Raw genomic sequence first — 24446 nt, 5'->3', positions numbered from 1 at the left:
AGAGAGGGGGAGCCGTGGCGAACAAGTCGGCTCCCCCTTCGCATGCCCCGCGCCCGGCGGTCGACGTGCGGGGGTGGCTCGGCGGCATCCGGCTCTCCGGCTTCATGGTCATCATGCTGGGGCTGGTGGTGCTCGCCGCCTTCGTGCTCGTGCCGACACTGGGCACCTACATCGACCAGCGGCAGCAGATCGCCGCCCTCGAGGAGTCGGTCGAGCTCACGCAGGCGCAGGTCGCCGAGCTGGAGCGCGAGCGCGAGCGCTGGAACGACCCGGCCTACATCACGACACAGGCGCGGGAGCGCCTCTACTACGTCAAGCCGGGCGAGATCGTCTACCTCGTCGACGACGACCTCGACCCGGTCGAGCGGCCCGCCGAGGAGGTCGCGGTCAGCGACACCCTCCAGCAGGCCGAGGCGGACTGGATGACCCAGCTCGTGCGGTCGGTCATCTCGTCGGGCACCGCCTCGACGGCGAAGGCGCCGCTGACCATCGGGGTGCCGGATGAGCCGACCCCGTCGCCCACGCCCTGACCACGCGCCCGGCGTGATCCAGCGACGTCCCAGCCCGCACGAGTAGCCTGGCCGCGAAGAGGAGTGACCTGTGCCGACACCCCCCTACGAGCCCGTGGACGCCGCCGACCTGGCGGTCGTCCGCGACCAGCTCGGCCGCGAGCCGCGCGGGGTGGTCGGCATCGCGGCCCGGTGCGTGTGCGGCAATCCCGTCGTGGTGGCCACCGCGCCGCGGCTGCCCGACGGCACGCCGTTCCCCACGTTCTACTACCTCACCCATCCGGCGGCGATCGTCGCGATGTCGCAGCTCGAGGCCGGTCGGGTCATGCCGGAGCTGGCGGAGCTGCTGCACGACCCGGATGTCGCCGCCGCGTATCGCGATGCCCATGACGCGTACATCGCCGACCGTGAGCGCTACGGCCGGGTGCCCGAGATCGAGGGCGTCTCCGCCGGAGGGATGCCCACGCGCGTGAAATGCCTGCACGCGCTCGCCGGGCACGCGCTGGCCGCGGGGCCCGGCGTCAATCCGATCGGCGACGAGGCGCTGGCCCGCGCGCGATGGTCGCCGGCGCGCTGCGAGTGCGCGGCTCCGGGGGATGCGGCATGACGGCGGGTCGGATGCTGCGCGCCGCCGCCGCGGCGATGTCGGCTGCCATCGTGCTCGGCGTGACGGCCGCGCCGGCGTGGGCGGCGCCGGTCGTCGACGAGGTCGACCCGGTGCAGGCCGCCGAGTACTGGCTGGACGACTACGGCATCCGCGAGGCGTGGCAGACGACCCGCGGCGAGGGCGTCACCATCGCGATCATCGACACCGGCATCGCCAAGGGGCCGGCGGAGTTCCAGGGCGCCGTCGCCGGCGGCTACGACGTCTCCGGCATCGGATCGCCCGATGGGCGCACGCCCGTGGGAGCGGTGGACCGCGACCACGGCAGCTGGGTGGCGTCGCTGGCCGCCTCGCGCGGCACCGGGGGAGGCGCGGGCATGCTCGGGGTCGCTCCGGAGGCGAAGCTGCTGTCGGTGTCGGTGGGCTTCGGGACGTCGGCGACGCGGCCGTTCGCCGACCAGATCGCCGAGGCGATGGTGTGGGCGGTCGACAACGGCGCCGACATCATCAACCTCTCGCTGACCACGAACACCCCCGACTGGGACACCAGCTGGGACGACGCGTTCCTCTACGCCTTCGACCACGACGTCGTGGTCGTGGTCGCCGCGGGCAACCGCGGCAGCGGCACGACCCGCGTCGGCGCGCCGGCGACGATCCCCGGAGTGCTCACCGTCGCCGGCGTCGACAGGTCGGGCAGGGCGAGCGTCGAGGCGTCCACCCAGGGGATCACCCTCGGCGTCGCAGCTCCCAGCGAGCAGCTGCTCGGCGTCTCGCCGGACGGGCGCCTCGTCGAATGGCGCGGCACCAGCGGCGCGGCTCCGATCGTCGCCGGCATCGCCGCGCTCGTGCGCGCCGCGCACCCCGGCCTCGACGCCGGCAACGTCATCAACCGGATCGAGTCCACCGCGCGGCTGCCCGCGGGTCAGTCGCCGGTGCTGTACGGCTCGGGCCTGGTGGATGCCGCGCGCGCCGTGACGGCCTCGGTCCCCACCGTCTCGGCGAACCCGGCCGACGAGCTGCGCGAATGGATCCGGGTGTACCGGCGGGCGACGCCGTCGGAGCCGACCGACCAGCCCACCGTCGCGCCGGTCGAGGTCCCGCAGCTGCCGCCGGCCGACGCGGTGAGCGAAGCGGCATCCCCGTTGCTGCCCTCGGCTGACACCCTGCGGTACGGGACGGTGCCGCTCCTCGTGCTCACCGTGCCTGCTATCCTTATCGGGCTCGGTGTCACCGCAGCTGTCCGACGCATCAGATCGGCGCGCTCCGCCCGGGTGACGAGCCGGTGATGTCCCATCCTGTCGAGGAGTCCGTTCCCATCGTGTCCAGCACTGCAGGCAACGCCGTGCCCAAGATCCTCATCGTCGGCGGCGGCTACGCCGGCTTCTACACCGCGTGGAAGCTCGAGAAGCATCTCCGCAGGGGCGAGGCCGAGGTCACCATGGTCGACCCCGTCCCGTACATGACGTACCAGCCGTTCCTGCCCGAGGTCGCGGCAGGATCGATCGAGGCCCGGCACGCCGTCGTCGCGCACCGCCGGCACCTCAAGCGCACCCACGTCATCACCGCGAAGGTGACCGCGATCGATCACGAGAACCGCGTGGCGACCATCACTCCGGCGATGGGCGAGCCGTGGCAGCAGGAGTACGACCACATCGTCGTGACCGCCGGCGCCGTCTCGCGCACGTTCCCCATCCCCGGCATCGCCGACAACGCGATCGGCCTGAAGACCATCGAGGAGGCCGTCGCGATCCGCGACCGCCTGATGTCGAACTTCGACAAGGCCGCGACCCTTCCGCCCGGTCCCGAGCGCGACCGGCTGCTGACCGTCGTGGTCGTCGGCGGCGGCTTCGCCGGCATCGAGGTCTTCGCCGAGCTGCGCTCGCTCGCCTCGGCGCTCGTCGGGCGGTACCCGACGATCTCGTTCGACGACACGCACTTCCACCTCATCGAGGCGATGAGCCGCATCATGCCCGAGGTCTCGCTGCCCACGAGCGAGTGGGTCCTCAAGGACCTCGCCAAGCGCGGGGCCTACGTGCACCTGGACACCCAGGTGGTCGGCGCCGTCGACGGCAACGTCGAACTGTCCACGGGCGAGACGATCCCGACCGATCTCATCATCTGGACCGCCGGCGTCATGGCGAACCCGACGGTGGTCCGCGGCAGCGACCTGATGGCCGAGGAGCGTGGCCGCATCCGCACCCGCGCCGACCTGCGCGTGGGCACCGAGGAGGAGATCGTCGAGGGTGCCTGGGCCGCCGGCGACGTCTCGGCGGTGCCCGACCTTTCCGGCGGCGGCGTGGGCGGCTACTGCGTGCCCAACGCGCAGCACGCCGTGCGCCAGGCGAAGCTGCTGGCCAAGAACGTCGTCGCGGTGATCCGCGGTGAGCAGCCCCGCGAGTACTTCCACAAGAACCTCGGCGCGGTCGCCGGCCTCGGCCTCTACGACGGTGTCTTCCAGTCCGGCAAGCTCGCCCTGAAGGGCTTCGTCGCGTGGCTCGCCCACCGCGGCTACCACGGCCTGGCGATGCCCACCTGGGAGCGCAAGTGGCGGGTGTTCTGGGGCTGGTGGAACAACTTCTGGCTCGGTCGCGACATCGTCAACCTGTCGACGGTGCAGAGTCCGCGCTACGTCTTCGAGGAGTTCGCAGCGCGCCCGCGCCCGCCGCAGCCCGTCGAGGCCGCTCCCGCGAAGCCCGATGCCAAGGCGGCCGACGAGAAGCAGTCGGAGAAGGCATCCGCCTCGGCCTGAGTCGCCGTTTCGCGGGGCCGGTAGCCTGTGATCGGGCCCCCGTAGCCCAATGGCAGAGGCAGGCGACTTAAAATCGCTTCAGTCTGGGTTCGAGTCCCAGCGGGGGTACGACGGGGGAGCTCCTAGTGCGGCACGTGCGTGCCGGCGAGGGCGTCATCAGGCGAATCGGCGTAGTTCGTCCTGGCCGGGCGGTCGAGGACGAACCAGATCGCCCTGACCTCCTGCGGGGTCCGGGCTCGAGGCACGAGCTCAATCGGCACCCGAATGCGGAGGAGTGGGAATACGTCGTCGCCGGGGCCGCTCTCAAGAGAATCGGGGATCGACTCGTCCGGCTCGAGGCCGGAGACGTGGTCTTCGTCCCGAAGGGCGAGTATCACAGCCTGGAGAACGCCTCCGCCACGGAGCCCGTCGTCACGATCTGGGGATACAGTGGCGCCGCCACGCTCGAACAGGCCGGCTACCTCCTTCCCTCGGACGAACCAGCCTGATCTTCGCGCCCACACGGCGGACGCCGTCCAGTAGGTTCTGGCGTATGGCCCTCTTCACAGATCCCCTTCACGACGAGTTCGCCGGGCTGGCCGCGGCCTGGGTCACTGTCGGCGCTTTCGACTACGGAGAGGTGCTGGCCATCGCCGACGCCTTTCCCGACGGCGGGGATGACGCAGACTTCTTCGACGCGTGGTCCGGCGCGGGCGACCGCCACCTGGAGCGGGCCGAGTCGGCTCTGGCGGCCGGGCATGGCGAGACGGCGCAGGGCCACCTGTTTCGCGCCGCGGCATGCTTCGGAGTGGCGATCAAGCCCTGGTTCGGTTCTCCCGTCGACCGGCGGATGACCGAGGGTTTCGCCAAGTGCACCGAAGCCTTCGATCGGGCCATCGTGATGGGCTCCAGCCCGGCCGAGCGGCTTGCCGTCGCCTTCGACGGCTACGAGATGCCCGGCTGGTTCCTGCCGGCCCGTGACAGCAAGCCGGGAGAGAGGCGTCCGGTCGTGATCGTCGTCAACGGCTACGACGGCACCCTGCCGGAGAACTACTTCGGGCTGGGTAAGGCGGCGACAGACCGGGGATACCACGCTGTGCTCTTCGACGGGCCCGGCCAGGGCTCGCTGCTGGTCGACGAGGGCATTCCGATGAGCCCGGACTGGGACAGGGTGGTCTCGGCCGTGATCGACGCGATCGTCGGCCGTGACGACGTCGATTCCGCGCGCATCGCCCTGCACGGCTGGAGTCTCGGCGGATACCTCGCGCCCCGTGCCGCCGCCGGCGAACCCCGGGTCGCGGCGGTCGTCGCCGATCCCGCCCTCTGGGGCATCGTCGACGGCATGCGGGGCCTCGTCGCCGCGCTCGGGTCGGCAGAACTGGCCGCCGGCCTGCCGGACCTGCCCGATGACGCGGCCGCCACGATCACCGAAGCCATCGAGAGCGATCGCGGACTCACCTGGCGGGTCATCAAACGCGGCTACTGGGTGCACGGCGTGGATGACTTCCAGGGCTACCTCCGGGCGGTGACGCCGTTCACGCTCACCGGCCACGCGGAGAACATCCGCTGCCCGCTGCTCGGCACCACCACCGAAGGCGACCCGCTCTCTGCCGGAGCGGGGGACTTCATCGCGAAGCTCAGCTGCCCGACCACCCTCCTCGAATTCACCGCCGCCGAAGGTGCCGGTGGTCACTGCGAGATCCAGAATCGCTGGCTGCTCAACACCCGCGTGCTCGACTGGCTCGACGAGACGCTGGGCTGACCGTCGCCCGCACGAGCGGCCAGAGGTCGCGCCGCACTCGCCGGAGGCCCAGGACTGCGGCGGCGTCGAGGGCGCGACGTTCGTGCGCAACGCGCTGCTGGCGCACCTCGCGCGAGGCTGACTACGCTTCTGCGTGGAGGTCGACATGCCCGCACCGCCGTTCGATCCCGAGCTGGTCCCCGTGCTCGCCGCGCTCGCGGACAAGGTTCCGCCGACCATCACGCTCGACCTGCTGCCGGCTCTGCGGGCGCTGCCGGCCGACCCGACGGCAGGCGGTGCGGTGGATGCCGCCGGTGCCGTGTGCGATGAGCACCTGCTCACCCGCGACGACGGAGCGCAGCTCGCCGTGTCGGTGTTCCATCGGCGCGACCGCGGCGCGGCCGGCCCCGGCATCCTCTACCTGCACGGCGGCGGGATGGTCTTCGGCAATCGCTTCGGCGGCGTCCAGGCCCACCTCCCGTTCGTGGCGAGTCACGGCGCCGTCGTCGTGGCCGTGGACTACCGGCTGGCGCCTGACCACCCCGACCCTGTGCCCGTCGAGGACTGCATGGCGACCCTGCAGTGGATGCACGAGCACGCGGACGAGCTGGGCATCGACGCCGACCGGATCCTGATCGCCGGGCAGAGCGCCGGAGCGGGCCTCGCCGCCGGCGTGTGCCTCCTGGCGAGGGAGCGCGGCGGGCCCCCGGTGATGGGCCAGGTGCTCCAGAGTCCGATGCTCGACGATCGCGACGAGACCGTCTCGACCCGTCAGATCGACGGCATCGGCGTGTGGGATCGGCAGAGCAACCGGATGGCGTGGACGGCGCTCCTGGGCGACCGCCGCGGTGGACACGATGTCGCGGCCTCAGCGGCTCCGGCGCGGGCGACCGACCTCGCCGGCCTCCCGCCCGCGTTCATCTCGGTCGGCAGCGCCGAGGTCTTCCGGGACGAGGCCGTCACGTACGCCTCACGGATCTGGGCGGGTGGGGGAGTGGCCGAGCTCCACGTCTGGCCGGGCGGCTTCCACGGATTCGAGAACTTCGCACCGCAATCCGGGTTGGCGAAGGCGGCGGCCGCCGCCCGGGAGGGCTGGGTGCGGCGCATGCTCGACATCGCTGCCGAGTAGGTGCGGATCGGTTCAGCTCGCGGCCCGCTCGCACACCCAGCCGTCCGGGAAGGTGCCGTCGGCGAGGAACTGCGCGAGCTGCTCGCGCTGGAAGTCGGCGAGGTCGGCGTCCGCGTGCGGGTAGACGATCGGCTCCTCCTTGCTGTTGTGGCCGGCGAGCTCGCCGAGCATGCTCTGACACCTCTCCCGCAGCACGGCGGCGTCGGTACCTTTCCCGAGGGCATCGTCGAGCGCGTCCATCGCCCGCCACAGCCGGCCGTGCTCCTTCAGCATGACGAAGATCGGCATCGTCATCCCGGCCTCGCGCAGCGGCGGGAACAGGATCCGCTCCTCGAGATAGATGTGCCGGCGCAGCGCCCGCATCGCCCGCTGCAGGGGCGCGGCGTCCGGCGCATCACTGCCGTCGAGACTCGCGAGGAACGCCTCGATGCCCTCGTCGATCTCGCGGTGCTCGCGCGTGAGCGCGTCTGCCAGCCCGGTGCCCTCGGCCATCGCGGAATTCTCCCAAGTGCTTCTTGGAAATACTCTACCGCCGCACAGCCGCGGGTCGGGCCCCGTAGGCGCACACCGCGCGGGCAGCCAGCGCGGCGCCCGCGGCGGCAGCGGCCTCCGGCGCTTGGCCGCGCAGCAGTCCGGCCAGGAACCCCGCCGAGAACGAGTCGCCCGCACCGGTCGGATCGACCGCATCGACGACGACCGCGGGCACGTGCACCGCGGCGTCGTCGCGCGCGCACGCCCACGCCCCGTCGCGGCCGGCGGTCACCGCCGCCGCTCCGTGCCGCTGCGCGAGCACGCGGGCCGCGGCACCGGGGTCGTCTGCACCGGTGAGCAGCCCCGCCTCCGCGGTGGTGGCGATGAGGATGTCGGCACCCGCCGTGGCCGCCGTGAAAGCCTCCGCGCCCACGTCGTCGATGGCGGCGACCGACCCGGCGTTCAGCGACACCCGGGCTCCGGCCCGGTGCGCCCGGGCCGTGAGGCGCGCGAACTCCTCCTCATGACCGAGCACCGAATAGCCCGTCGCGTGCACCAGGGCGAAGCCGCCGGGATCGATGTCGTCGGGCGAGAGCGCGGCGTTGGCCCCCCGCTCGGTCAGCATCGAGCGCCGATCGCCCTCCACGATCACGATGATCGCCCCCGTGGGCAGGGTCGTGTCGCCCGTGATCCGGGCGTGCACCCCCACGGTCTCCAGCAGGTGCGCGTGGCGCTCGGCATCCACCTGTCCGCATCTGCCCACGAACGTGACGTCCGCACCGGCAGCGGCCATCCAGGCGGCCGTGTTCGCGGCGCTGCCGCCCGGCTGGGAGCGGATGGAGCTCGCCGTGTCGGTGTCCGAGCGGATCGGCCCGCTGGGCACCACGATGATGTCGTCGATCAGGTCGCCGAAGACGAGCGCCCGGTCATCCGCCGGCATATGCCACCGCGATCTCGGAGGCGACTCTGATGTTGCCGCGCACGAGGTCGAGATTCACCTCAAGGCTGCGGCCGCCCGAGCGCTCCACGATGTCGCCCAGCAGGAACGGGGTGACCGCCTTTCCACGCACGCCCGCCGCCTCGGCGGCGGCGAACGACTCGGCGAGCACGCGATCGTGCTCGGCCGGGTCCCATTGCAGCTCGGTCGAGATCGGGTTGGCGACGATGAGCCCGCGCGCGGCATCGGCGTCCTGGGCGCGAAGCACCGCCGCGACCTCTTCGGGCGTGTCGAGGCGCCAGTCCAGGGCGATGCCGCTGGAGTGCAGCCAGAACGCCGGGAACTCGTCCGTGCCGTACCCGATCACGGGCACCGACAGCGACTCCAGCCGCTCCAGGGTCGCCCCGATGTCGAGCACGGACTTCACCCCCGCGCACACGACCGCCATCCGGGTCACGCCGAGGGTCGGGATGTCGGCGGACTCGTCGTAGGTCTCGACCGCACCGCGGTGCACGCCGCCGAGGCCCCCGGTGGCGAAGACCCGGATCCCCGCCGCCGCCCCCAGGTGCGCCGTCGCCGCGACGGTGGTCGCTCCGCTCCCGCCGGTGGCCGCCAGCACCGCCAGGTCGCGCACACTCGCCTTGGCCATCTCGTCCATGGCGATCCTCTCCACCTCGGCCTCGGAGAGGCCGACATGCGGCACCCCGTCCAGGACCGCGATCGTCGCCGGCGTCGCGCCGGCGTCGCGCACGATCGCCTCGAACTCGCGGGCGGCGGCGAGATTGTCCGGTCGCGGCAGCCCGTGCGAGATGATCGTCGACTCCAGGGCGACGACGGCGCGTCCGGCGGACAGGGCGTCGGCGACCTCGGCGCCGAGCGAGAGCGGGAGTGTCATGGGCTCAGTCCACCCCACACCGGCGCGGAGCGCAACGGCCCGGTGCCGCCGCACGCGTAGGCTGTGAGCATGCTCGACCTGCTCGCCGCGAGCCCCGACGCGGCCGTCGAACGATGGCGCGATCCGGCGGCGTATTGGGGCGCGATGACGCGCGCGGTCGCCGGCTCGTCGGGTCCGGTCGCCGCGATCAACGTCGGCGCGCTGCGCTACAACGCGCTCGACCTCGTCGTCCGTGCCGGCGGCGTCCCCATCCGCGTCGCGAGCAAGTCGGTGCGGGTGCGCGAGATCCTCGATGCCGCACTGGCGCTGCCCGGCTTCCGCGGCATCCTCGCCTTCACGCTTCCCGAGGCGCTCTGGCTGGCTGCGGACCACGACGACATCGTGCTGGGCTATCCGACCGCCGATCGTGCCGCGCTCGTGCAGCTGGCCGCCGACGAGCAGGCCGCCGCGCGGATCACCCTCATGGTCGACGACCCGGAGCAGCTCGACCTCATCGATGCCACGATCCCGCCGGCATCCCGCCCGACGCTGCGCGTGGCGATCGACGCCGACGCGTCCTGGCGTGCGCCCGGCCTCGGGCACGTCGGCGTGCGGCGCTCGCCGCTGCACCACCCGGGCGATGTCACCTCGTTCGCCCGCGTGATCGCCGGCCGCCGCGGCTTCCGGCTCGTGGGGCTCATGATGTACGAGGCGCAGATCGCCGGCCAGGGGGATGCCACCGGCTCCGGTGATGGAGTGATCCGCTGGATGCAGCGGGTCTCCGGCGCCGAGCTGCGGGCGCGCCGCAGGGCAATCGTCGCCGGACTGCGCGAGATCGCCGCGCTCGAGTTCATCAACGGCGGCGGGACGGGGTCGCTCGAGTACACGGGCGCCGACGACGCCGTCACCGAGGCGACCGCAGGCAGCGGGCTGCTGGCCGGACACCTCTTCGACGGCTACCGGTCGTTCGACCCGGCGCCGGCCGCGGCGTTCGCGCTCGAGGTCGTGCGCAGACCCGCGCCCGACATCGCCACCGTGCTCGGCGGAGGGTGGATCGCTTCGGGCCCGCCCGCGGCGTCGCGCCAGCCGCTCCCGGTCTGGCCGTCAGGTCTGCGGACCCTCGGCCGCGAGGGCGCCGGCGAGGTGCAGACACCGCTTCAGGGCGCATCGGCGCGGGCGCTCGCGGTCGGCGATCGGGTCTGGTTCCGGCATGCCAAGAGCGGCGAGCTCGCCGAGCGGATCGACCGGTACCAGCTCGTCGACGACGACCGTGTCATCGCGACCGTCCCCACTTACCGCGGGGAAGGGAAGGCGTTCCTGTGACGCGGATGGGCGGCGTCTGGCAGAACTGGGCGCGCAACGCGAAGGTGCGGCCGCAGCGCGTCGAGCGGCCGGCGTCCACGGCGGCCGTGCGCCGCGCGGTGCTGGCGGCGTCCCTTCGCGGGCTCAAGGTGAAGGCGGTCGGCGCCGGACACAGCTTCACCCCGATCGCCGTGGCGCCCGGGGTCCTGCTCGACCTCGACGACCTCACCGGCGTGGTGGCCGTCGACCGCGAGCGCTCGCGGGCGACGCTGCGGGCGGGCACGAGGCTCCATGCGATCCCGGCCCTGCTGCGCCCGTACGGACTCGCCATGCAGAACCTCGGCGACATCGACCGGCAATCGATCGCCGGGGCCACCTCGACCGGCACGCACGGAACGGGGGCGCGCTTCGGCGGCATCGCCACGCAGATCGTCGGTGTGACGCTGGTCACCCCGACCGGCGACATCCTCACCGTCACGGAGGACGAGAACTCCGAGCTGCTGCCGGCGGTCGCCCTGGGGCTGGGAGCCCTCGGAATCCTGGTGGAGCTCACCATCCAATGCGTGCCCGCGTTCGTGCTGCACGCCGTCGAGCGCCCCGAGCCGCTCGACGACGTGCTCGCCACGCTGGATCAGCGCGCCGAGGCGTCCGACCACTTCGAGTTCTACTGGTTCCCCCACACCGGCATCGCCCTCACCAAGACCAACACGCGCCTTCCCGGCGACGCTCCTCGTCACCGGCTGCCGCGGGTCGCGCGATGGACCGACGACGAGCTGCTGGCCAACGGCATGTACCGCGGCGTGTGTGCGATCGGCCGGGTGGTCCCGCCCCTCACGCCGGCGTTCAGCCGGCTGGCGGTCACGCTCACCGGGGACCGCGAGTACACCGACGCCTCGCACCGGGTGTTCACGCAGCATCGTGGCGTGCGCTTCCGCGAGATGGAGTACGCGCTGCCCGCCGAGAACACCGCGGCGGCGTTCGGGCAGCTGCGGCAGCTCATCGAGGAGCGGGGCTGGCGGATCTCGTTCCCGGTGGAGGTGCGCTTCGCCGCGGCGGACGGCCTGTGGCTCTCGACGGCGAGCGGCCGGCCCACCGGATACATCGCGGTGCACCGCTACTGGCGCGAGGACCCGACGGACTACTTCGAGGCCGTCGAGCAGATCATGCTGTCGCACGGCGGGCGCCCGCACTGGGGCAAGCTGCACACGCTCGACGCCGCCGCGCTGCGCGAGCGCTACCAGCGGTACGACGACTTCGTCGCGGTGCGCGACCGGCTCGACCCGGATCGGATGTTCGCCAACCGCTACCTGGAGCGCGTGCTCGGTCCCTGACGGCGGCTTCGCTGTGAGTCGACCCCGCATCCGCTCGGCGCGCGGACCCGATGGCTAGGATGAGGGCAACAACGAACGGAGACCCCTGGCATGTGGGAATGGCTCATCCCGGTCCTGATCGTCGTCGCTCTCGTGGTCATCGTCGGGATCTACCTGTGGGCGACGTACAACTCGCTGGTGCAGCTGAACGTGCGCGTCGACGAAGCGTGGAGCGACATCACGGTCCAGCTCAAGCGGCGAGCCGACCTGATACCGAACCTCATCGAGGCGGTGAAAGGCTACGCCGCTCACGAGAAGGCCGTCTTCGAGAACGTGACGCGCGCACGCGCCGAGACGCTTTCGGCCTCCGGCCCCGCTGATGCGGGTGTGGCCGAGGGTCACATGCAGCAGGCGCTGAAGAGCCTGTTCGCGGTGGCCGAGGCCTACCCGCAGCTGCAGGCGAGTCAGAACTTCCTGCAGCTGCAGCAGGCCCTGGTCGACACCGAGGACAAGATCCAGGCGTCGCGCCGGTTCTACAACGGCGGCGTGCGCGAGCTGAACACGAAGATCAAGGTCTTCCCGAACAACATGTTCGCCCGCAACCTCGGATTCCACGAGCGCGAGTTCTTCGAGGTCGTCGACGGCGCCGCGATCTCCGAGCCGCCGCGCGTGCAGTTTTGAGCCGCCCCGGATCCATGCCGCGCAGCGGCGTCGATGCGGGGTCGGCTCAAGGTTGAGCAGGGCCGCATCGCGGCCGCGTCGAAATCTGGGGGTGATCCATGTACTCCGCGATAGCGCGCAACAAGCGCAACACCTGGTTCATCCTCATCGGGTTCGTGCTCGTGCTCGGCCTGATCGGGCTGCTGGCCGGCTGGCTGGCCGGCAACAACTGGTGGATCACGGCGTTCATCCTCGTGTTCGCGGCCGGCTACGCCACCTTCCAGTACTTCGTCGCCGACCGTGAGGCGCTCGCCATGGCCGGCGCGATCCCGGTCAGCCAGGCCGAGGCGCCGCGCTACTACCGGCTGGTCGAGAACCTGTGCATCACGACGGGCACCCCCATGCCCAAGCTCTACGTCGTGGAGGATCCGGCCCCCAACGCCTTCGCCACGGGCCGCAAGCCCGAAGAGGCCGCCATCACGGTCACGACGGGCCTGTTCGAGACGATGACCGACCGAGAGCTCGAGGGCGTGCTGGGGCACGAGTTGGGGCACATCCGCAACTACGACATCCGCGTCACGCTCATCGTCTTCGGCCTGGTGGTGGCCATCGGCATCCTCGCGGACTTCTTCCTGCGGATCGCGTTCTTCGGCGGCCGGGGCCGCGGGAACGGTCAGGCGCAGCTGCTCTTCATGATCTTCGGCATCGTCGCCGCCATCGTCGCCCCGCTGCTGGCGGGCGTCGTTCAGGCGGCGATCTCACGCCAGCGCGAGTATCTGGCGGACGCCACGAGTGCGATGACCACCCGCGACCCGGACGGCCTCGCGTCGGCGCTGGCCAAGCTGCAGGAGTACGGCCGCCCGCTGCAGAAGGCGAACACCTCGATGGCCCACCTGTGGATCGCGAACCCGCTGCGCCCGGGCGGTCTGGCGCGTCTGTTCTCGACGCACCCCCCGATCCCCGACCGGATCGCCCGCCTGCAGAAGATGGGCGGTGAGTTTTGAGCCGACGCGGATCAATGCGCGAAGCGCGTTGATGCGCGTCGGCTCAAGGTTGAGCGAGGCCCGCGAAGCGGCCCGAGCCGAAACCTACGTCCTGCCGCTCGTTGACCGGCCCGAGCCGAAACCTACGTCCTGCCGCTCCTTGACCGTCCCCGACCCGGAACCAGGTCCTGGCGCTCCCAGGTCCTGCCGCTCCGTCACCGCCCCCGAGCCGAACCCCGCCCCCCGGCCGCCGTCACCGCACGGCAAGCACCATCTGATCGTCCTCGAAATACACGTCGCCGTAGAGCGCCCAGTCGTCCGCGCGATAGGTGAAGGTCCCGTCGCCGCCCGAGCGTGCGGTGCCGCGCGCCGTCGCGACGATCGCCCCACCGGTCGCGGCGAACGTCGTCGCGTCTGCGGCCAGAGCGACCTGCGGCGTCTTCTCGACGCGGAAGTCGAGGCTCGACAGGGCGGTGAGGTCGGCGCCCCACGGCACCCGCAGCCCGCAGTGCGGCGGGACGGCGGTGGCCGGCTGCGCGCACGCGCCGGCGTAGGCATCCACCTGCTCCTGTGCGAGCGCGGTCGCCTCGGGCGTGAGGGATGCCGCGAGCATGACCGTCACGGGTGCCTCGTTCGTCACGGCGACGGTGGCCTCGCCGGCGAGGATGTCGGCGGGGGCGGCGTGCACGGTGTAGACGGCGGGGAACACCTGTGTCTGGCCCACCGGCACCGTGACGCCGCCGATCTCCACGGCGGCGCCGGGGGTGACACCGCCGATGGTGGTGGTCACCTCGAGGGTGCCCAGGTAATCGGCGGCGAGCAGCCACGGACCGGAGTCCTGGGCGAGGGAGAAGTGCACCACCCCCGGCTGCCCGTCGATCATGACGTCGGCGCGGAAGCTGTCGTCGTCGCCGGCTGCCGACAGCTGGGCGTCGGAGATGCGACCGGCGGCCCCGTCGAACAGGTCGAGCGCCTGTGCGTGGTCGGCATCGTCGGGCAGCAGCTTCTCGAGTGCGGCGCGATCGCCCTCTTCGAGCGCCTGCACGTAGCGCTGGGCGGCCTGGTCGGCGGTCTCGCCGCGCAGCAGCCACCAGGCGACGCCGGCACCGGCCGCGACGACCACGACGGCCCCGGCCACGATGCCGACGATCGCTGCGCGCCTCACCCGTCCCACCCTAGTGGCGGGCCGCCTGCGGCAGTGCCCGGGCGAGGTCGTCGGCGGCATCACCCCAGCCCGCCACCGAGATCGTCTCCAGCCCGCGCCAGTCCGCGGCCAGGCGCAGCTCGGCCGCGAGCCGTTCGGCCGCGTGCGGGGGAGCGCCGTGCTCCCACCAGGCCGACTGGACGAGCAGCCGCGACGCCTGCCGGTCGGCCTTCAGGTCGACCCGGCCCACGACGTCGTCGCCCACGACGACGGGCAGCGAGTAGTACCCGAAGCGACGCTTGGGGGCCGGGGTGTAGATCTCGATGCGGTACTCGAACTCGAAGAGGCGCTCGGCGCGGTCGCGGAACCACACCACCGGGTCGAACGGCGTGAGGATCGCGGTCGCGTCCACGCGACGCGGCACGCGTGCGTCGCGGTGCAGCCACGCCTTCGCGGGACGCCCGCCGCTGGTCCACCCTTCGACGGTCACCGGCGCCAGCTCGCCCGCGTCCACCAGGTCGCCGATCGCGGCCGTCACCGCGGGCCGGTCGCGCAGACGCCAGTAATCGGCGAGATCGGATGCCGTCGCCACCCCGTATGCACGGGCCGCACGCCGCACGAGCTCTCGCACGGCCTCGTCCCGCGGCACCGGGTTGGCCAGCACCTCCGCCGGGATGACATGCTCGGCCAGCCCGTAGCGGCGCTCGAAGCCGCGGCGCCCCGCGATGGCGACCTCGCCGAACAGGAACAGCCGTTCCAGCGCCTCCTTGATGACATCCCAGTCCCACCAGGGTCCGCCGCCGCGCTTCTTCGCGTCGTGGTTGATCTCGGCGGGCCGCAGCGGACCGCGTGCGGCCAGCTCGGCACGGACCCAGTCGACGATCTCGGCGTGCCGTTGCATCCACTCCCCGTCGCCGTACTTGGCGACCAGATCGTCGCGGCGGAACTGGAACAGCGCCCAGTCCGCGACCGGGATGAACGCGGCCACGTGCGCCCAGGACTCGACGTACGCGGGCCGGCGCGCGAACAGAAGCCGGTCGAGGACCGCCGTGTCGTATGGGCCCAGCCGCGAGAACAGCGGCAGATAGTGCGAGCGGGCGAACACGTTGACCGAGTCGATCTGCAGCACGCCCATGCGCCCCATCGCCTGATTCAGCTGCCGGGTGCCGGGGGAGTCGGGACGGGATGCCGCGAGCCCCTGCGCCGCCAGCGCCACCCGTCGCGCCTCGCCCCTGGACAGCGTCTCCCTCACCCGCGTCACACTAGCGCGGCCCTCCGACGTCGGGCTCGGGGGTATTCTGCCGCAGGCATGGGCGGGAAATAGACTTGCCGGGTGGCCGACTCCGATGACACGCCCCGCGGGTCCTTCTTCGACGCGCTGCGCAGCCGCGGGCGCACGGTCGACACCGAGATCGGCTCGACGCTGCCGTGCGGGCTGCGGGTGGCCACCGCCTACTCCTGGCGGCTGCTGGTCGTGGCCGCGGCGATCGGCGTGGGCATCTGGCTCGTCATCCAGCTCAAGCTCCTCGTCATCCCGCTGCTGATCGCCGTCCTGATCACCGCCCTGCTGTGGCCCGCATTCTCGTTCCTGCTGCGCCACCGCGTCCCGCGGTGGGCGGCCATCGTCATCTCCGTCGTGGCCACGGTCGCCGTCATCACCGGGCTGCTGTGGCTGGCGGTGTGGCAGATCACCCTGGAGTGGCCCTCGGTGCAGGCCCGCACCGTCGAGGCGGTGGAAGGCCTGCGGCAGTACCTCATCAGCGGCCCGCTGCACCTGACCGAGCAGCAGATCGACGAGTTCCTGGCCCAGATCTGGGAGATCATCGAGCAGCAGGCGTCGCTGCTGTGGTCGGGCGCGCTGGCCATCGGCACCACCGTCGGGCACGTGATCACCGGCGCCCTGCTCGCGCTGTTCATCCTGCTGTGCCTGCTGGCCGACGGCGGCGGCATCTGGCGCTGGACCGTCCGCCTGTTCCCGCGCGCCGCGCGCCCCGCCGCGGACGGCGCCGGCCGGGCCGGCTGGACGACCGTCGTCAACTACGCCCGCACGCAGCTGCTCGTGGCCACGATCGACGCGGTCGGCATCGGGCTGGGAGCGTTCCTGCTGGGCGTGCCGCTGGCGATCCCGGTCGCCGTTCTCGTGTTCCTCGGCGCGTTCGTGCCCATCGTGGGTGCCGTGGTCACCGGGGCCATCGCCGTCTTCCTCGCACTGGTCTACAACGGCTGGTGGATCGCCCTGTGGATGCTCGTCGTCGTGCTCGGCGTGCAGCAGCTCGAAGGTCACGTCCTCCAGCCGCTGCTGATGGGCTCCGCCGTCAAGGTGCACCCGCTCGCGGTCGTCCTGGTCGTCGCCGGCGGTGCGATGATCGCCGGCATCCCCGGGGCGCTGTTCGCCGTGCCCCTCGCCGCCTTCGTCAACGTGGTGGCCGTCTACCTTTCCAACCGCGGCTGGGAGCCGGGGGCGCAGCCCGAAGTCGCCGATCTGATCTGGAGCACGGTCCCCAGGGAGAGGAAGAGGGCCCGATGACCACGGTCCGCACGCAGACGCCGACACTGGCCGAGTTCGAGGACGCCGCCGCGCAGCTGGCCGGCATCGTCGAGCACACGCCGGTCGAGCCGTCGCAGCACCTGTCCGAGCTGCTCGGGGTCCCCGGCATCCTCAAGCTCGAGAACCTGCAGCGCACCGGATCGTTCAAGATCCGCGGTGCCAGCTATCTGCTGTCGCGGCTCACCGACGAGGAGCGCGCGCGCGGCGTGGTCGCCGCCTCGGCCGGCAACCACGCGCAGGGCGTGGCGCTGGCCGCGCAGCAGCTCGGCATCGCGGCGACGATCTTCATGCCGCTGGGGGTGCCGGTGCCCAAGCTCCTGGCCACGCGCGGCTACGGTGCGGAGGTGGTGCTCGAGGGTGCGACCGTCGACACCTCGCTGCGGCTGGCGGCCGAGTACAGCGAGCGCACCGGCGCGGTGCTCATCCCGCCGTTCGACCATCGCGACATCATCATCGGCCAGGGCACGCTCGGGCTCGAGCTGCTCGAGGACGTCCCCGACGTGGAGACCGTGCTCGTCGGCATCGGCGGAGGCGGCCTCATCGCGGGCGTCGCCGCCGCGATCAAGGCCCGTGCCGCGGCCGTGGGACGGACGGTGCGCATCATCGGGGTCCAGGCCGAGAACGCCGCGCCCTACCCGCCGTCGCTGCGTGCCGGGCACCCCGTCGAGGTCGAGACGAAGCCGACGATCGCCGACGGCATCCTCGTCGGGCGTCCCGGCGACATCCCGTTCGCGATCATCCGCGATCTCGTCGACGAGGTGGTGACCGTCAGCGACGACGACATCGCCCGGGCGATCCTTGATCTGCTCGAACGCGCCAAGGTCGTCGTGGAGCCTGCCGGTGCCGTCGGGGTGGCCGCCATCCTGGCCGGGAAGGTCGCCGCCGGCGGACCCACGGTCGCCGTGCTCTCCGGGGGCAACATCGACCCGCTGCTGCTGCAGCGCGTCGTGGCGCACGGGCTCGCGGCATCCGGTCGCTACATGACCATGCGCATCCCGCTGCCGGATCGGCCCGGCCAGCTGTCGCGCGTCTCCGAGCTCATCGCCCAGGCGGGGGCGAACGTCATCGAGGTGCTGCACACCCGGCACGGCCAGGGCCTGCAGATCAGCGAGGTGATCCTGCAGATCAGCGTCGAGACCCGCGGGGAGGAGCACAAGGAGCTGACGCTGCAGACCCTGCGCGATGCCGGCTTCGCGCCGGTGGTCGTCCCCGACTAGCGGCCGTCGTACGTCTCGACCTTGACGATCTCGACCGAGATCTCACGCCCGTTCGGCGCCGTGTAGCTGGTCTTCTCGCCCTCCCGGCGGCCCAGGATGGCCGCGCCCAGCGGGGAGGCCTCGCTGTAGACGTCCAGGTCGGATCCGGCCGCGATCTCGCGGCTGCCGAGGAGGAACACCTCTTCGCCGCCGGCGACGAGCGCCGTCACGACCGTGCCCGGCTCGACGACGCCGGTGCTCTCGGGCGCCTCGCCGACCGTCGCGTTCTTCAGGAGCGCCTGGAGGGTGCGGATGCGCGCCTCCTGCTTGCCCTGCTCGTCCTTGGCGGCGTGGTAGCCGCCGTTCTCCTTCAGGTCGCCCTCCTCGCGGGCGGCCTCGATGCGCTTGGCGATCTCCTCGCGGCCCGTGGTCGAGAGGTGCTCGAGCTCGGCGGCGAGGCGGTCGTACGCCTCCTGTGTGAGGAAGGTCACCTGTGTGTCCGACACGTCGATCTCCTTCGAGGGGGAGGGGGCTCCGGGCGTCCCCGGGATGAACGAGACGCCCCGGCGTCCGGCCAGGGCGTCAGTGCGAGATGTTCCCGACAGGCTACGTCACCCAGCAGGAGTTCACCAAACCGGTGGTCGCCTCCGCCACGAGCGGAACCGTCTCCGAGAAGGCGCGGGTGTGGGCTTCGGATGCCTCGTACTCGACGATCTTCCAGCCCACCACGCCGTACTCCTCGTCGAGGGCCTCGATGGCGCAGGCGACGGTCGCGCCGATGGGCGCGGTCAGCTGGAAGTCGACGGTCGCCGAGTGCTCTTCGAGGTGGAAGGCCGTGCCGTCGGCCTTCACGCCGTTGTTCGGGTCGGTGACCGTGGACCAGCCGAACCAGATCACGACGACGGCGGCGGCGGCGATCAGCGCGATCCACGCGATGCGGGTGCGGCGCGTGGCGGTGCGGCGCCCGTATCGCTCGTCGAGCATGGTCTGGACGCTCTGCGCGGTCATGGGAACTCCGGTCGTGGCGGTGACGCCTAGGCTTGTTCCCAGGCTAGGCGCTGCGGCGCAGAACGGGGAATCGGATGCACGCTCTCGGGGCACTGCTCGCAGCGACCGCCACGCCCCTTCCGACACCCACGCCCACCGTCGACCCGGAGCTGGTCAGCCCCGGACCGTGGGGCTTCGGTGTGATCGCGGTGCTGGCGCTCGTGGTCATCGTGCTCATCTGGGACATGCTGCGCCGCATCCGTCGCGCACGGTACCGCGAGGAGGTGGCCAAGCAGCTCGACGCCGAGCAGGCCGCGCACGACAATGCCCCGGGCGACCCGGGTCAGACGGATGCGACCGGCGATGCCCCGACGGGGGACGACGATCCCGGCGGCCGTTCGGGCTAGGCCGGGCGCCTACGGTGCGCCCAGCGAGGGCGTCAGCGGCTGCAGCGCGATGAGCAGGCACGCCGTCCAATGGCAGAGGAAGGCCAGCACCGTGCACACGTGGAAGATCTCGTGGAATCCGAAGCTGCCGGGCCACGGGTTCGGCTTCTTCAGCGCGTAGACGACCGCGCCGGCCGTGTAGAGCACTCCGCCGACGATGACGAGGATCATCATGGCGGCGTTGGCGGCCATCAGGTCGACGATGTACATCACCGCCGCCCAGCCGAGGACGACGTACAGCGCGACGTAGAGCCAGCGCGGCGCCCCGATCCAGAAGACGCGGAAGAGGATGCCCAGCAGCGCGCCCGACCAGACGAGCACGAGCAGCAGCAGCCCCTTCTCCGGCGGCAGGGCGAGGGTCGCGATGGGCGTGTAGGTCCCTGCGATCAGCAGCAGGATGTTGGCGTGGTCGATGCGCTTGAGCACGGCCTTGGTCTTCGGGCCCCAGTTGAAGCGGTGATACACCGCGGAGTTGCCGAACAGCAGCAGCGACGAGGCCATGAACACCGCCGACGCCCACTTGGCCGCGGCGCCGTCGGCCAGCACGATGAGCACGATGCCCGCGGCGATGGCGACCGGGAAGGTTCCGGCGTGGATCCAGCCGCGCCACGTGGGCTTGAGCTCCACGCCCGCGTCGATGCCGGCCGCCTCGAGCAGGGGGAGCTGAGGCACCTCGGGAACGCGATCGTTCAGCCGTCGTCGCACTCCTCGAGCGTATCCGCGTTCGCATGCCCGGCGCGGCACATAGCGCTCGGGGGTAGCGTAGGGGGGTGACCGAGACGCGGGCGAACGAGGGACGGGGGCCGCTCTATCGCCTGTACATCAACCGTCTGCGGCGGGGACTGTCCCCCGAGGTCGTCCCGCGGCACGTCGCCATGATGATCGACGGCAACCGCCGGTGGGCGCGGCAGCTCGGCTACCAGTCCGCCGCCGAGGGCCACCGCGCCGGCGCGGCCAAGATGCGGGAGTTCCTCGGCTGGTGCGACGATGTCGGAGTGCGGGTCGTCTCGCTCTACCTGCTGTCGAACGACAACCTGCGAAAGCGCGACAGCCGCGAGATCGCCGACCTCATCGAGATCATCGCCGAGCTCGCCGACGGGCTGTCGCGCGAGCGGGACTGGCGCGTGCAGATCGTCGGTCGCACCGAGCCGCTTCCCGCCGAGCTCGCCCGAGTGCTCGCGGAAGTGGAGGAGCGCACCCGCGAGAACGTCGGGATGCACGTGAACCTCGCCGTCGGCTACGGGGGCCGCAGTGAGATCGTCGACGCCGTGCGCAGCATCATCGCCGACCACGACCGCCGTGGCGGCTCCCTGGAGGAGCTGGCCGCGAGCCTGACGCCGGAGCAGATCGGCGAGCACCTCTACACCGGCGGTCAGCCCGACCCCGACCTGGTGATCCGCACGTCGGGGGAGCAGCGGCTCTCGGACTTCCTGCTCTGGCAGTCGGCGCACAGCGAGTTCTACTTCGTCGAGGCTTTGGGTCCAGACTTGCGCGAGGTGGACTTCCTGCGGGCGATCCGCGACTACGCCTCGCGGGATCGCCGGTTCGGCGGATGAGTCGGGTCCACGTCTCAGATTCACAGGGGAGGAAGCGGATGTCGGGGGACAGCGAGCAGGACGGGCTGGAGGAGTACCGGGCGTCGTTCGACGGCGAGCCCGGGTATCTCGACTGGGCGGCATTCGGTCCGCTGTCGCCCGCGGTGCGCACCGAGCTGCACGCCGATGCCGAGCTGCTCGGCAGCGGCAGACGGTCGGGCATCGCGATGGTCGATGCGCGCGTCCGCGAGGCGCGCGAGCTGCTGGCGGAGCTGCTGAAGGCCGACATCGACGAGGTGACGCTGCAGCCGTCCACCTCGTACGGGCTCGCGCAGGCGATCTACGGGCTCGACGGCGGCGTCGTGGTCGGACGCCGCGACTTCCCGGCGCTCACGGTGGCGGTGGCGCGCGCCGCCGCGGCGCGGGGGCGCGTCGTGCCCCAGGTGATCGACCCCGCCGACGGCCACATCACGCCCGACGCCGTCCGGGAGGCGCTGACCGACGACACCTGCGCGGTCGCGGTCAGCCTGGTGGACTTCCGCACCGGATTCCGCGCCGACCTGGCGGGCCTGCGGGAGGTCATCGGCGAGGACCGTCTGCTGATCGTCGACGCCATCCAGGGCTTCGGCGTCGTCGACGTCGACTACACGGCCGCCGATGTCGTGTGCGGCCACGGCTACAAGTGGCTGCGCGCCGGCCGCGGCACGGGTTTCGCCTGGTTCTCGCCGCGCGCCAGGGAGCGCATCGAGCCGGTGCTGTCGGGCTTCGCGGGGATGGATGCCGAGGGGTTCACCGACGTCGTGGAGCGCCCGGCGCCCACCGCACGGGCCTTCACGGTCACCGAGGCCGACCCGCTCGCGGCGGCGCGGCTGGCCACGGCCCTCCGCGGGGTTCGGGACGCGGGTGTCGCCGTCATCGCGGCGGAGGTCGCCGAACGCGCCGGCGACATCATGTTCTTCGCGGATCGCTACGAGATCCCGGTGGTCACGCCCCGCGAGCCCGAGCAGCGTGCGGGCATCGTGTCGCTGCAGCCGCGTCCGCAGGATGTGGCGCCGCTGGCGGCATCGCTGGCGAACCACGGCCTGACCGTCACGGCGCGCGGCGACCTGATCCGCGTGGCGACGCACGTGGGCACGGATGCCGACACGCTGCGGCTGTTCGGCGACGCGCTGGCCGCGTTCTCGTACGCGCGGGTGTGGTGAGCCGTCGCGGCCGGGTGAGGCATCCGCGCATCGACGCGCCGGGCGTGTCGGTACCGGCGCCCCGGTGGCATCGACGTACCGTCGAGTCATCGGGCAGGGCGCCCGATCGAGTCGGCCTCACGGATCACGGCTCGTGACCCACGGTCGACTCGTGAAACCGGGATCACCCGGGTCGGGAGTCGGTTGTGACGACACGAACACGTGATCAGCAGGACACGTCGCAGGGGCAGAGTGCCGCGGAGCCGGACACGCCGGAGCTGCTGCGCACCTACGTGCTCGACACCTCGGTGCTGCTGAGCGATCCGCGCGCGTTCTTCCGGTTCGCCGAGCACTCGGTGGTGATCCCGGTGGTGGTCGTCTCGGAGCTCGAGGGCAAGCGGCACGACCCCGAGATCGGGTACTTCGCGCGCCAGGCGCTGCGTCACCTGGACGAGCTGCGGGTCGAGCACGGCCGCCTCGACTTCCCGGTCCCGGTGGGGGCGGGCGGCACCCTGCGCGTCGAGCTGAACAACACGGACGCCGCGATCCTGCCCTCCGGGATGAGGCTCGGCGACAACGACTCGCGCATCCTCGCCGTCGCCCTGCACCTCACCCAGGGGGGCGCCGAAGTCACCGTCGTCTCCAAGGACCTCCCGATGCGTGTCAAGGCCGCATCGCTCGGCATCCACGCGGAGGAGTACCTCGCGGAGCAGGCCGTCGACTCGGGTTGGACGGGAGTGGCCGATCTGCACATCTCGGGCGACGACATGGCCGATCTGTACGAGAGCGAAGTCGGCTGCAGCGACGCAGCCAGGGGCCTGCCGGTCAACACGGGACTGGTCATCCATTCGGAGCGCGGCTCGGCGCTGGGCCGGATCAGCGGTGACGGCGAGTTCCGGCTCGTGCGCGGCGACCGTGAGGTGTTCGGCCTGCACGGGCGCTCCGCCGAGCAGCGCATCGCGATCGACCTGCTGCTGGATCCGGACGTGGGCATCGTCTCCCTCGGCGGGCGGGCCGGCACCGGCAAGTCGGCGCTGGCGCTGTGCGCGGGGCTGGAAGCGGTCCTGGAGCGGCAGCAGCAGCGACGGATCATCGTGTTCCGGCCGCTGTTCGCCGTCGGCGGTCAGGAGCTCGGCTACCTCCCCGGCGACCAGCAGGAGAAGATGAACCCCTGGGGCCAGGCCGTGTACGACACGCTGGGCTCGGTGGTGTCGTCGAACGTGATCGAGGAGGTCATGGCCCGCGGCATCCTGGAGGTCCTCCCGCTCACCCATATCCGGGGGCGCTCGCTGCACGATGCGTTCGTGGTCGTCGACGAGGCGCAGTCGCTGGAGCGCAACGTGCTGCTGACCGTGCTCAGCCGGGTCGGCCAGAACTCGCGGGTCGTGCTCACCCACGATGTCGGGCAGCGCGACAACCTCCGTGTCGGCAGGCATGACGGCGTCGCCTCGGTGATCGAGACGCTGAAGGGACACGACCTGTTCGCCCACGTGACGCTCGTGCGCTCGGAGCGCTCGGCGATCGCGGCGCTGGTGACCGACCTGCTGGAGGCCGGCGAACTCGCCTGAGACAACCGCGGGACGATCCGAAGCGGGTGCCCAACATGAGAGGAATCTCATGTGAATGGATACGCCGTCTCATCTTCAGCAGTCATCATTGATGAAGCGGTGTGGGGCTGCTGAAGAACGGGGACTCGATCGTGGACATTCGTCGCGCGCTGTCGATCGGCGGCACAGCCGTCGTCGCCGCGGCCGTCGGTGCCGCGTGCAGCTTCGCGTTCTCGGGTGCGATCGCGCTCAACGACGCCGCGGGCGTCCAGGTGTCCGCGTCGCCGGTGATCGTGCCCTCGGCCCGCACCGCCGGCACCGTCTTCCGGGTGCCGCAGTCCGTCGACGCCGCCGGCCCGGAGATCGTGCCCGCGCCCGAGCCGCACGATCTCATGCCGCCGACCACCCGCGGCAGCGAGTCGGCTCAGCCCGATGCACCGGTCGGTGCCGGATCGTCCGGCGCCGCGGGAACGCCCGGGCACAGCGGTCAGACCGTGACCGACCCCGCTGACCCGGGTGCCCCGGGCCTGAGCGGCGAGACACCCGTGGGAAGCGAGCAGTCGCGTCAGCACAGCAACCGCGACACCGCGCTCGAGAACGCGCCGGGGCAGAAC

Annotated in this window: 26 protein-coding genes and 1 tRNA gene; 19 read left to right on the top strand and 8 right to left on the bottom strand. The window is 71.8% G+C overall.

Annotation, left to right across the window (positions count from 1 at the left end; genetic code table 11):
* The first annotated feature begins 14 nt into the window (after positions 1 to 14).
* From ACIWQI_RS02580 to ACIWQI_RS02545, 8 genes are all read left to right on the top strand, one after another.
* Complete coding sequence (locus ACIWQI_RS02580; protein WP_396655517.1) at positions 15 to 530, top strand: septum formation initiator family protein; 516 nt, start codon at positions 15 to 17, stop codon at positions 528 to 530.
* A gap of 70 nt (positions 531 to 600) precedes the next feature.
* Positions 601 to 1116: a DUF501 domain-containing protein gene (locus ACIWQI_RS02575; RefSeq protein ID WP_396655516.1), complete on the top strand. Its 516-nt coding sequence runs from the start codon at positions 601 to 603 to the stop codon at positions 1114 to 1116.
* Positions 1113 to 2399, top strand: coding sequence for a S8 family serine peptidase (locus tag ACIWQI_RS02570; RefSeq protein WP_396655515.1), 1287 nt, complete (start codon positions 1113 to 1115; stop codon positions 2397 to 2399). Before ACIWQI_RS02575 ends, ACIWQI_RS02570 begins: the two co-directional genes overlap by 4 nt.
* Positions 2399 to 3862, top strand: a complete 1464-nt coding sequence (locus ACIWQI_RS02565) for an NAD(P)/FAD-dependent oxidoreductase (RefSeq protein WP_396655514.1) — start codon at positions 2399 to 2401, stop codon at positions 3860 to 3862. The genes ACIWQI_RS02570 and ACIWQI_RS02565 overlap by 1 nt, the downstream gene beginning before the upstream one ends.
* A gap of 35 nt (positions 3863 to 3897) precedes the next feature.
* Positions 3898 to 3970: transfer RNA gene (locus ACIWQI_RS02560), tRNA-Leu, on the top strand.
* 17 nt (positions 3971 to 3987) lie between these two features.
* On the top strand, positions 3988 to 4350 hold the full coding sequence (locus tag ACIWQI_RS02555) for a cupin domain-containing protein (protein ID WP_396655512.1): 363 nt from the start codon (positions 3988 to 3990) through the stop codon (positions 4348 to 4350).
* Between the two features lie 44 nt (positions 4351 to 4394).
* The gene (locus ACIWQI_RS02550) at positions 4395 to 5603 is read left to right on the top strand and encodes an alpha/beta hydrolase family protein (RefSeq protein ID WP_396655510.1); all 1209 of its coding nucleotides are present in this window, start codon (positions 4395 to 4397) and stop codon (positions 5601 to 5603) included.
* Between the two features lie 145 nt (positions 5604 to 5748).
* Positions 5749 to 6711: an alpha/beta hydrolase gene (locus ACIWQI_RS02545; RefSeq protein ID WP_396655509.1), complete on the top strand. Its 963-nt coding sequence runs from the start codon at positions 5749 to 5751 to the stop codon at positions 6709 to 6711.
* Positions 6712 to 6723: 12 nt separating this feature from the next.
* On the opposite strand, the gene ACIWQI_RS02540 is transcribed toward ACIWQI_RS02545, so the two are convergent.
* From ACIWQI_RS02540 to ACIWQI_RS02530, 3 genes are read right to left on the bottom strand one after another with little or no spacing between them, the layout of a single operon-like run.
* Positions 6724 to 7203 (bottom strand): hemerythrin domain-containing protein, encoded by a 480-nt coding sequence (locus tag ACIWQI_RS02540; protein WP_396655508.1) that lies wholly within the window; start codon positions 7201 to 7203, stop codon positions 6724 to 6726.
* 34 nt (positions 7204 to 7237) lie between these two features.
* On the bottom strand, positions 7238 to 8122 hold the full coding sequence (locus ACIWQI_RS02535) for a carbohydrate kinase family protein (protein ID WP_396655507.1): 885 nt from the start codon (positions 8120 to 8122) through the stop codon (positions 7238 to 7240).
* The gene (locus tag ACIWQI_RS02530; protein WP_396655506.1) at positions 8109 to 9014 is read right to left on the bottom strand and encodes a pseudouridine-5'-phosphate glycosidase; all 906 of its coding nucleotides are present in this window, start codon (positions 9012 to 9014) and stop codon (positions 8109 to 8111) included. Before ACIWQI_RS02530 ends, ACIWQI_RS02535 begins: the two co-directional genes overlap by 14 nt.
* Positions 9015 to 9083: 69 nt before the next feature.
* Between ACIWQI_RS02530 and ACIWQI_RS02525 the strand changes: the two genes are divergently transcribed.
* The 4 genes from ACIWQI_RS02525 to ACIWQI_RS02510 all read left to right on the top strand — a co-directional run bounded on the left by ACIWQI_RS02525 (position 9084) and on the right by ACIWQI_RS02510 (position 13269).
* Positions 9084 to 10316, top strand: a complete 1233-nt coding sequence (locus tag ACIWQI_RS02525; RefSeq protein ID WP_396655505.1) for an amino acid deaminase/aldolase — start codon at positions 9084 to 9086, stop codon at positions 10314 to 10316.
* Positions 10313 to 11626 (top strand): D-arabinono-1,4-lactone oxidase, encoded by a 1314-nt coding sequence (locus tag ACIWQI_RS02520; RefSeq protein ID WP_396655504.1) that lies wholly within the window; start codon positions 10313 to 10315, stop codon positions 11624 to 11626. The genes ACIWQI_RS02525 and ACIWQI_RS02520 overlap by 4 nt, the downstream gene beginning before the upstream one ends.
* A gap of 90 nt (positions 11627 to 11716) precedes the next feature.
* Positions 11717 to 12286: a LemA family protein gene (locus tag ACIWQI_RS02515; protein ID WP_396655503.1), complete on the top strand. Its 570-nt coding sequence runs from the start codon at positions 11717 to 11719 to the stop codon at positions 12284 to 12286.
* A 98-nt stretch (positions 12287 to 12384) separates the two neighbouring features.
* Positions 12385 to 13269, top strand: coding sequence for a M48 family metallopeptidase (locus ACIWQI_RS02510; RefSeq protein WP_396655502.1), 885 nt, complete (start codon positions 12385 to 12387; stop codon positions 13267 to 13269).
* Positions 13270 to 13501: 232 nt separating this feature from the next.
* On the opposite strand, the gene ACIWQI_RS02505 is transcribed toward ACIWQI_RS02510, so the two are convergent.
* Both ACIWQI_RS02505 and ACIWQI_RS02500 read right to left on the bottom strand, forming a co-directional pair.
* Entirely contained in the window at positions 13502 to 14413 is a 912-nt protein-coding gene (locus tag ACIWQI_RS02505) for a hypothetical protein (RefSeq protein WP_396655501.1), read from the bottom strand.
* A gap of 10 nt (positions 14414 to 14423) precedes the next feature.
* Positions 14424 to 15644: a winged helix-turn-helix domain-containing protein gene (locus ACIWQI_RS02500; RefSeq protein WP_396655499.1), complete on the bottom strand. Its 1221-nt coding sequence runs from the start codon at positions 15642 to 15644 to the stop codon at positions 14424 to 14426.
* Positions 15645 to 15725: 81 nt separating this feature from the next.
* Here ACIWQI_RS02500 and ACIWQI_RS02495 point away from each other — a divergent pair, with 81 nt between their 5' ends.
* The gene (locus ACIWQI_RS02495) at positions 15726 to 16919 is read left to right on the top strand and encodes an AI-2E family transporter (protein ID WP_396655498.1); all 1194 of its coding nucleotides are present in this window, start codon (positions 15726 to 15728) and stop codon (positions 16917 to 16919) included.
* The gene (gene ilvA, locus ACIWQI_RS02490) at positions 16916 to 18157 is read left to right on the top strand and encodes a threonine ammonia-lyase (RefSeq protein ID WP_396655497.1); all 1242 of its coding nucleotides are present in this window, start codon (positions 16916 to 16918) and stop codon (positions 18155 to 18157) included. The genes ACIWQI_RS02495 and ilvA overlap by 4 nt, the downstream gene beginning before the upstream one ends.
* Here ilvA and greA read toward each other — a convergent pair.
* A complete protein-coding gene (greA, locus tag ACIWQI_RS02485) occupies positions 18154 to 18642 on the bottom strand; it encodes a transcription elongation factor GreA (protein WP_396655496.1) in 489 nt (162 codons plus the stop codon). The two genes, ilvA and greA, sit on opposite strands and share 4 nt — an antisense overlap.
* A 100-nt stretch (positions 18643 to 18742) precedes the next feature.
* Positions 18743 to 19144 (bottom strand): DUF4307 domain-containing protein, encoded by a 402-nt coding sequence (locus tag ACIWQI_RS02480; protein ID WP_396655495.1) that lies wholly within the window; start codon positions 19142 to 19144, stop codon positions 18743 to 18745.
* Between the two features lie 74 nt (positions 19145 to 19218).
* Between ACIWQI_RS02480 and ACIWQI_RS02475 the strand changes: the two genes are divergently transcribed.
* Positions 19219 to 19530, top strand: a complete 312-nt coding sequence (locus ACIWQI_RS02475) for a hypothetical protein (RefSeq protein ID WP_396655494.1) — start codon at positions 19219 to 19221, stop codon at positions 19528 to 19530.
* Positions 19531 to 19539: 9 nt separating this feature from the next.
* Here ACIWQI_RS02475 and ACIWQI_RS02470 read toward each other — a convergent pair whose 3' ends face one another.
* Positions 19540 to 20241, bottom strand: a complete 702-nt coding sequence (locus ACIWQI_RS02470) for a hemolysin III family protein (RefSeq protein WP_396655493.1) — start codon at positions 20239 to 20241, stop codon at positions 19540 to 19542.
* Between the two features lie 98 nt (positions 20242 to 20339).
* On the opposite strand from ACIWQI_RS02470, the gene ACIWQI_RS02465 reads away from it, so the two are divergent.
* The 4 genes from ACIWQI_RS02465 to ACIWQI_RS02450 form a co-directional block, all read left to right on the top strand.
* The gene (locus ACIWQI_RS02465) at positions 20340 to 21125 is read left to right on the top strand and encodes an isoprenyl transferase (RefSeq protein ID WP_396655492.1); all 786 of its coding nucleotides are present in this window, start codon (positions 20340 to 20342) and stop codon (positions 21123 to 21125) included.
* A gap of 38 nt (positions 21126 to 21163) precedes the next feature.
* A complete protein-coding gene (locus tag ACIWQI_RS02460; RefSeq protein WP_396655491.1) occupies positions 21164 to 22306 on the top strand; it encodes an aminotransferase class V-fold PLP-dependent enzyme in 1143 nt (380 codons plus the stop codon).
* A 185-nt stretch (positions 22307 to 22491) separates the two neighbouring features.
* Positions 22492 to 23853 carry a PhoH family protein gene (locus ACIWQI_RS02455; protein ID WP_396655490.1) on the top strand — a complete coding sequence of 454 codons (1362 nt, stop codon included), beginning with the start codon at positions 22492 to 22494 and terminating at the stop codon, positions 23851 to 23853.
* Between the two features lie 131 nt (positions 23854 to 23984).
* Positions 23985 to 24446, top strand: a 462-nt coding sequence (locus ACIWQI_RS02450) for a hypothetical protein (protein ID WP_396655489.1), incomplete at its 3' end; no start/stop codon positions are given.

The sequence above is a fragment of the Microbacterium sp. genome, from assembly GCF_044508325.1.
Classification (GTDB): domain Bacteria; phylum Actinomycetota; class Actinomycetes; order Actinomycetales; family Microbacteriaceae; genus Microbacterium.
The sequence above is the reverse complement of the archived record's forward strand: the minus strand, read 5'-3'. Positions and strand labels throughout refer to the sequence as shown.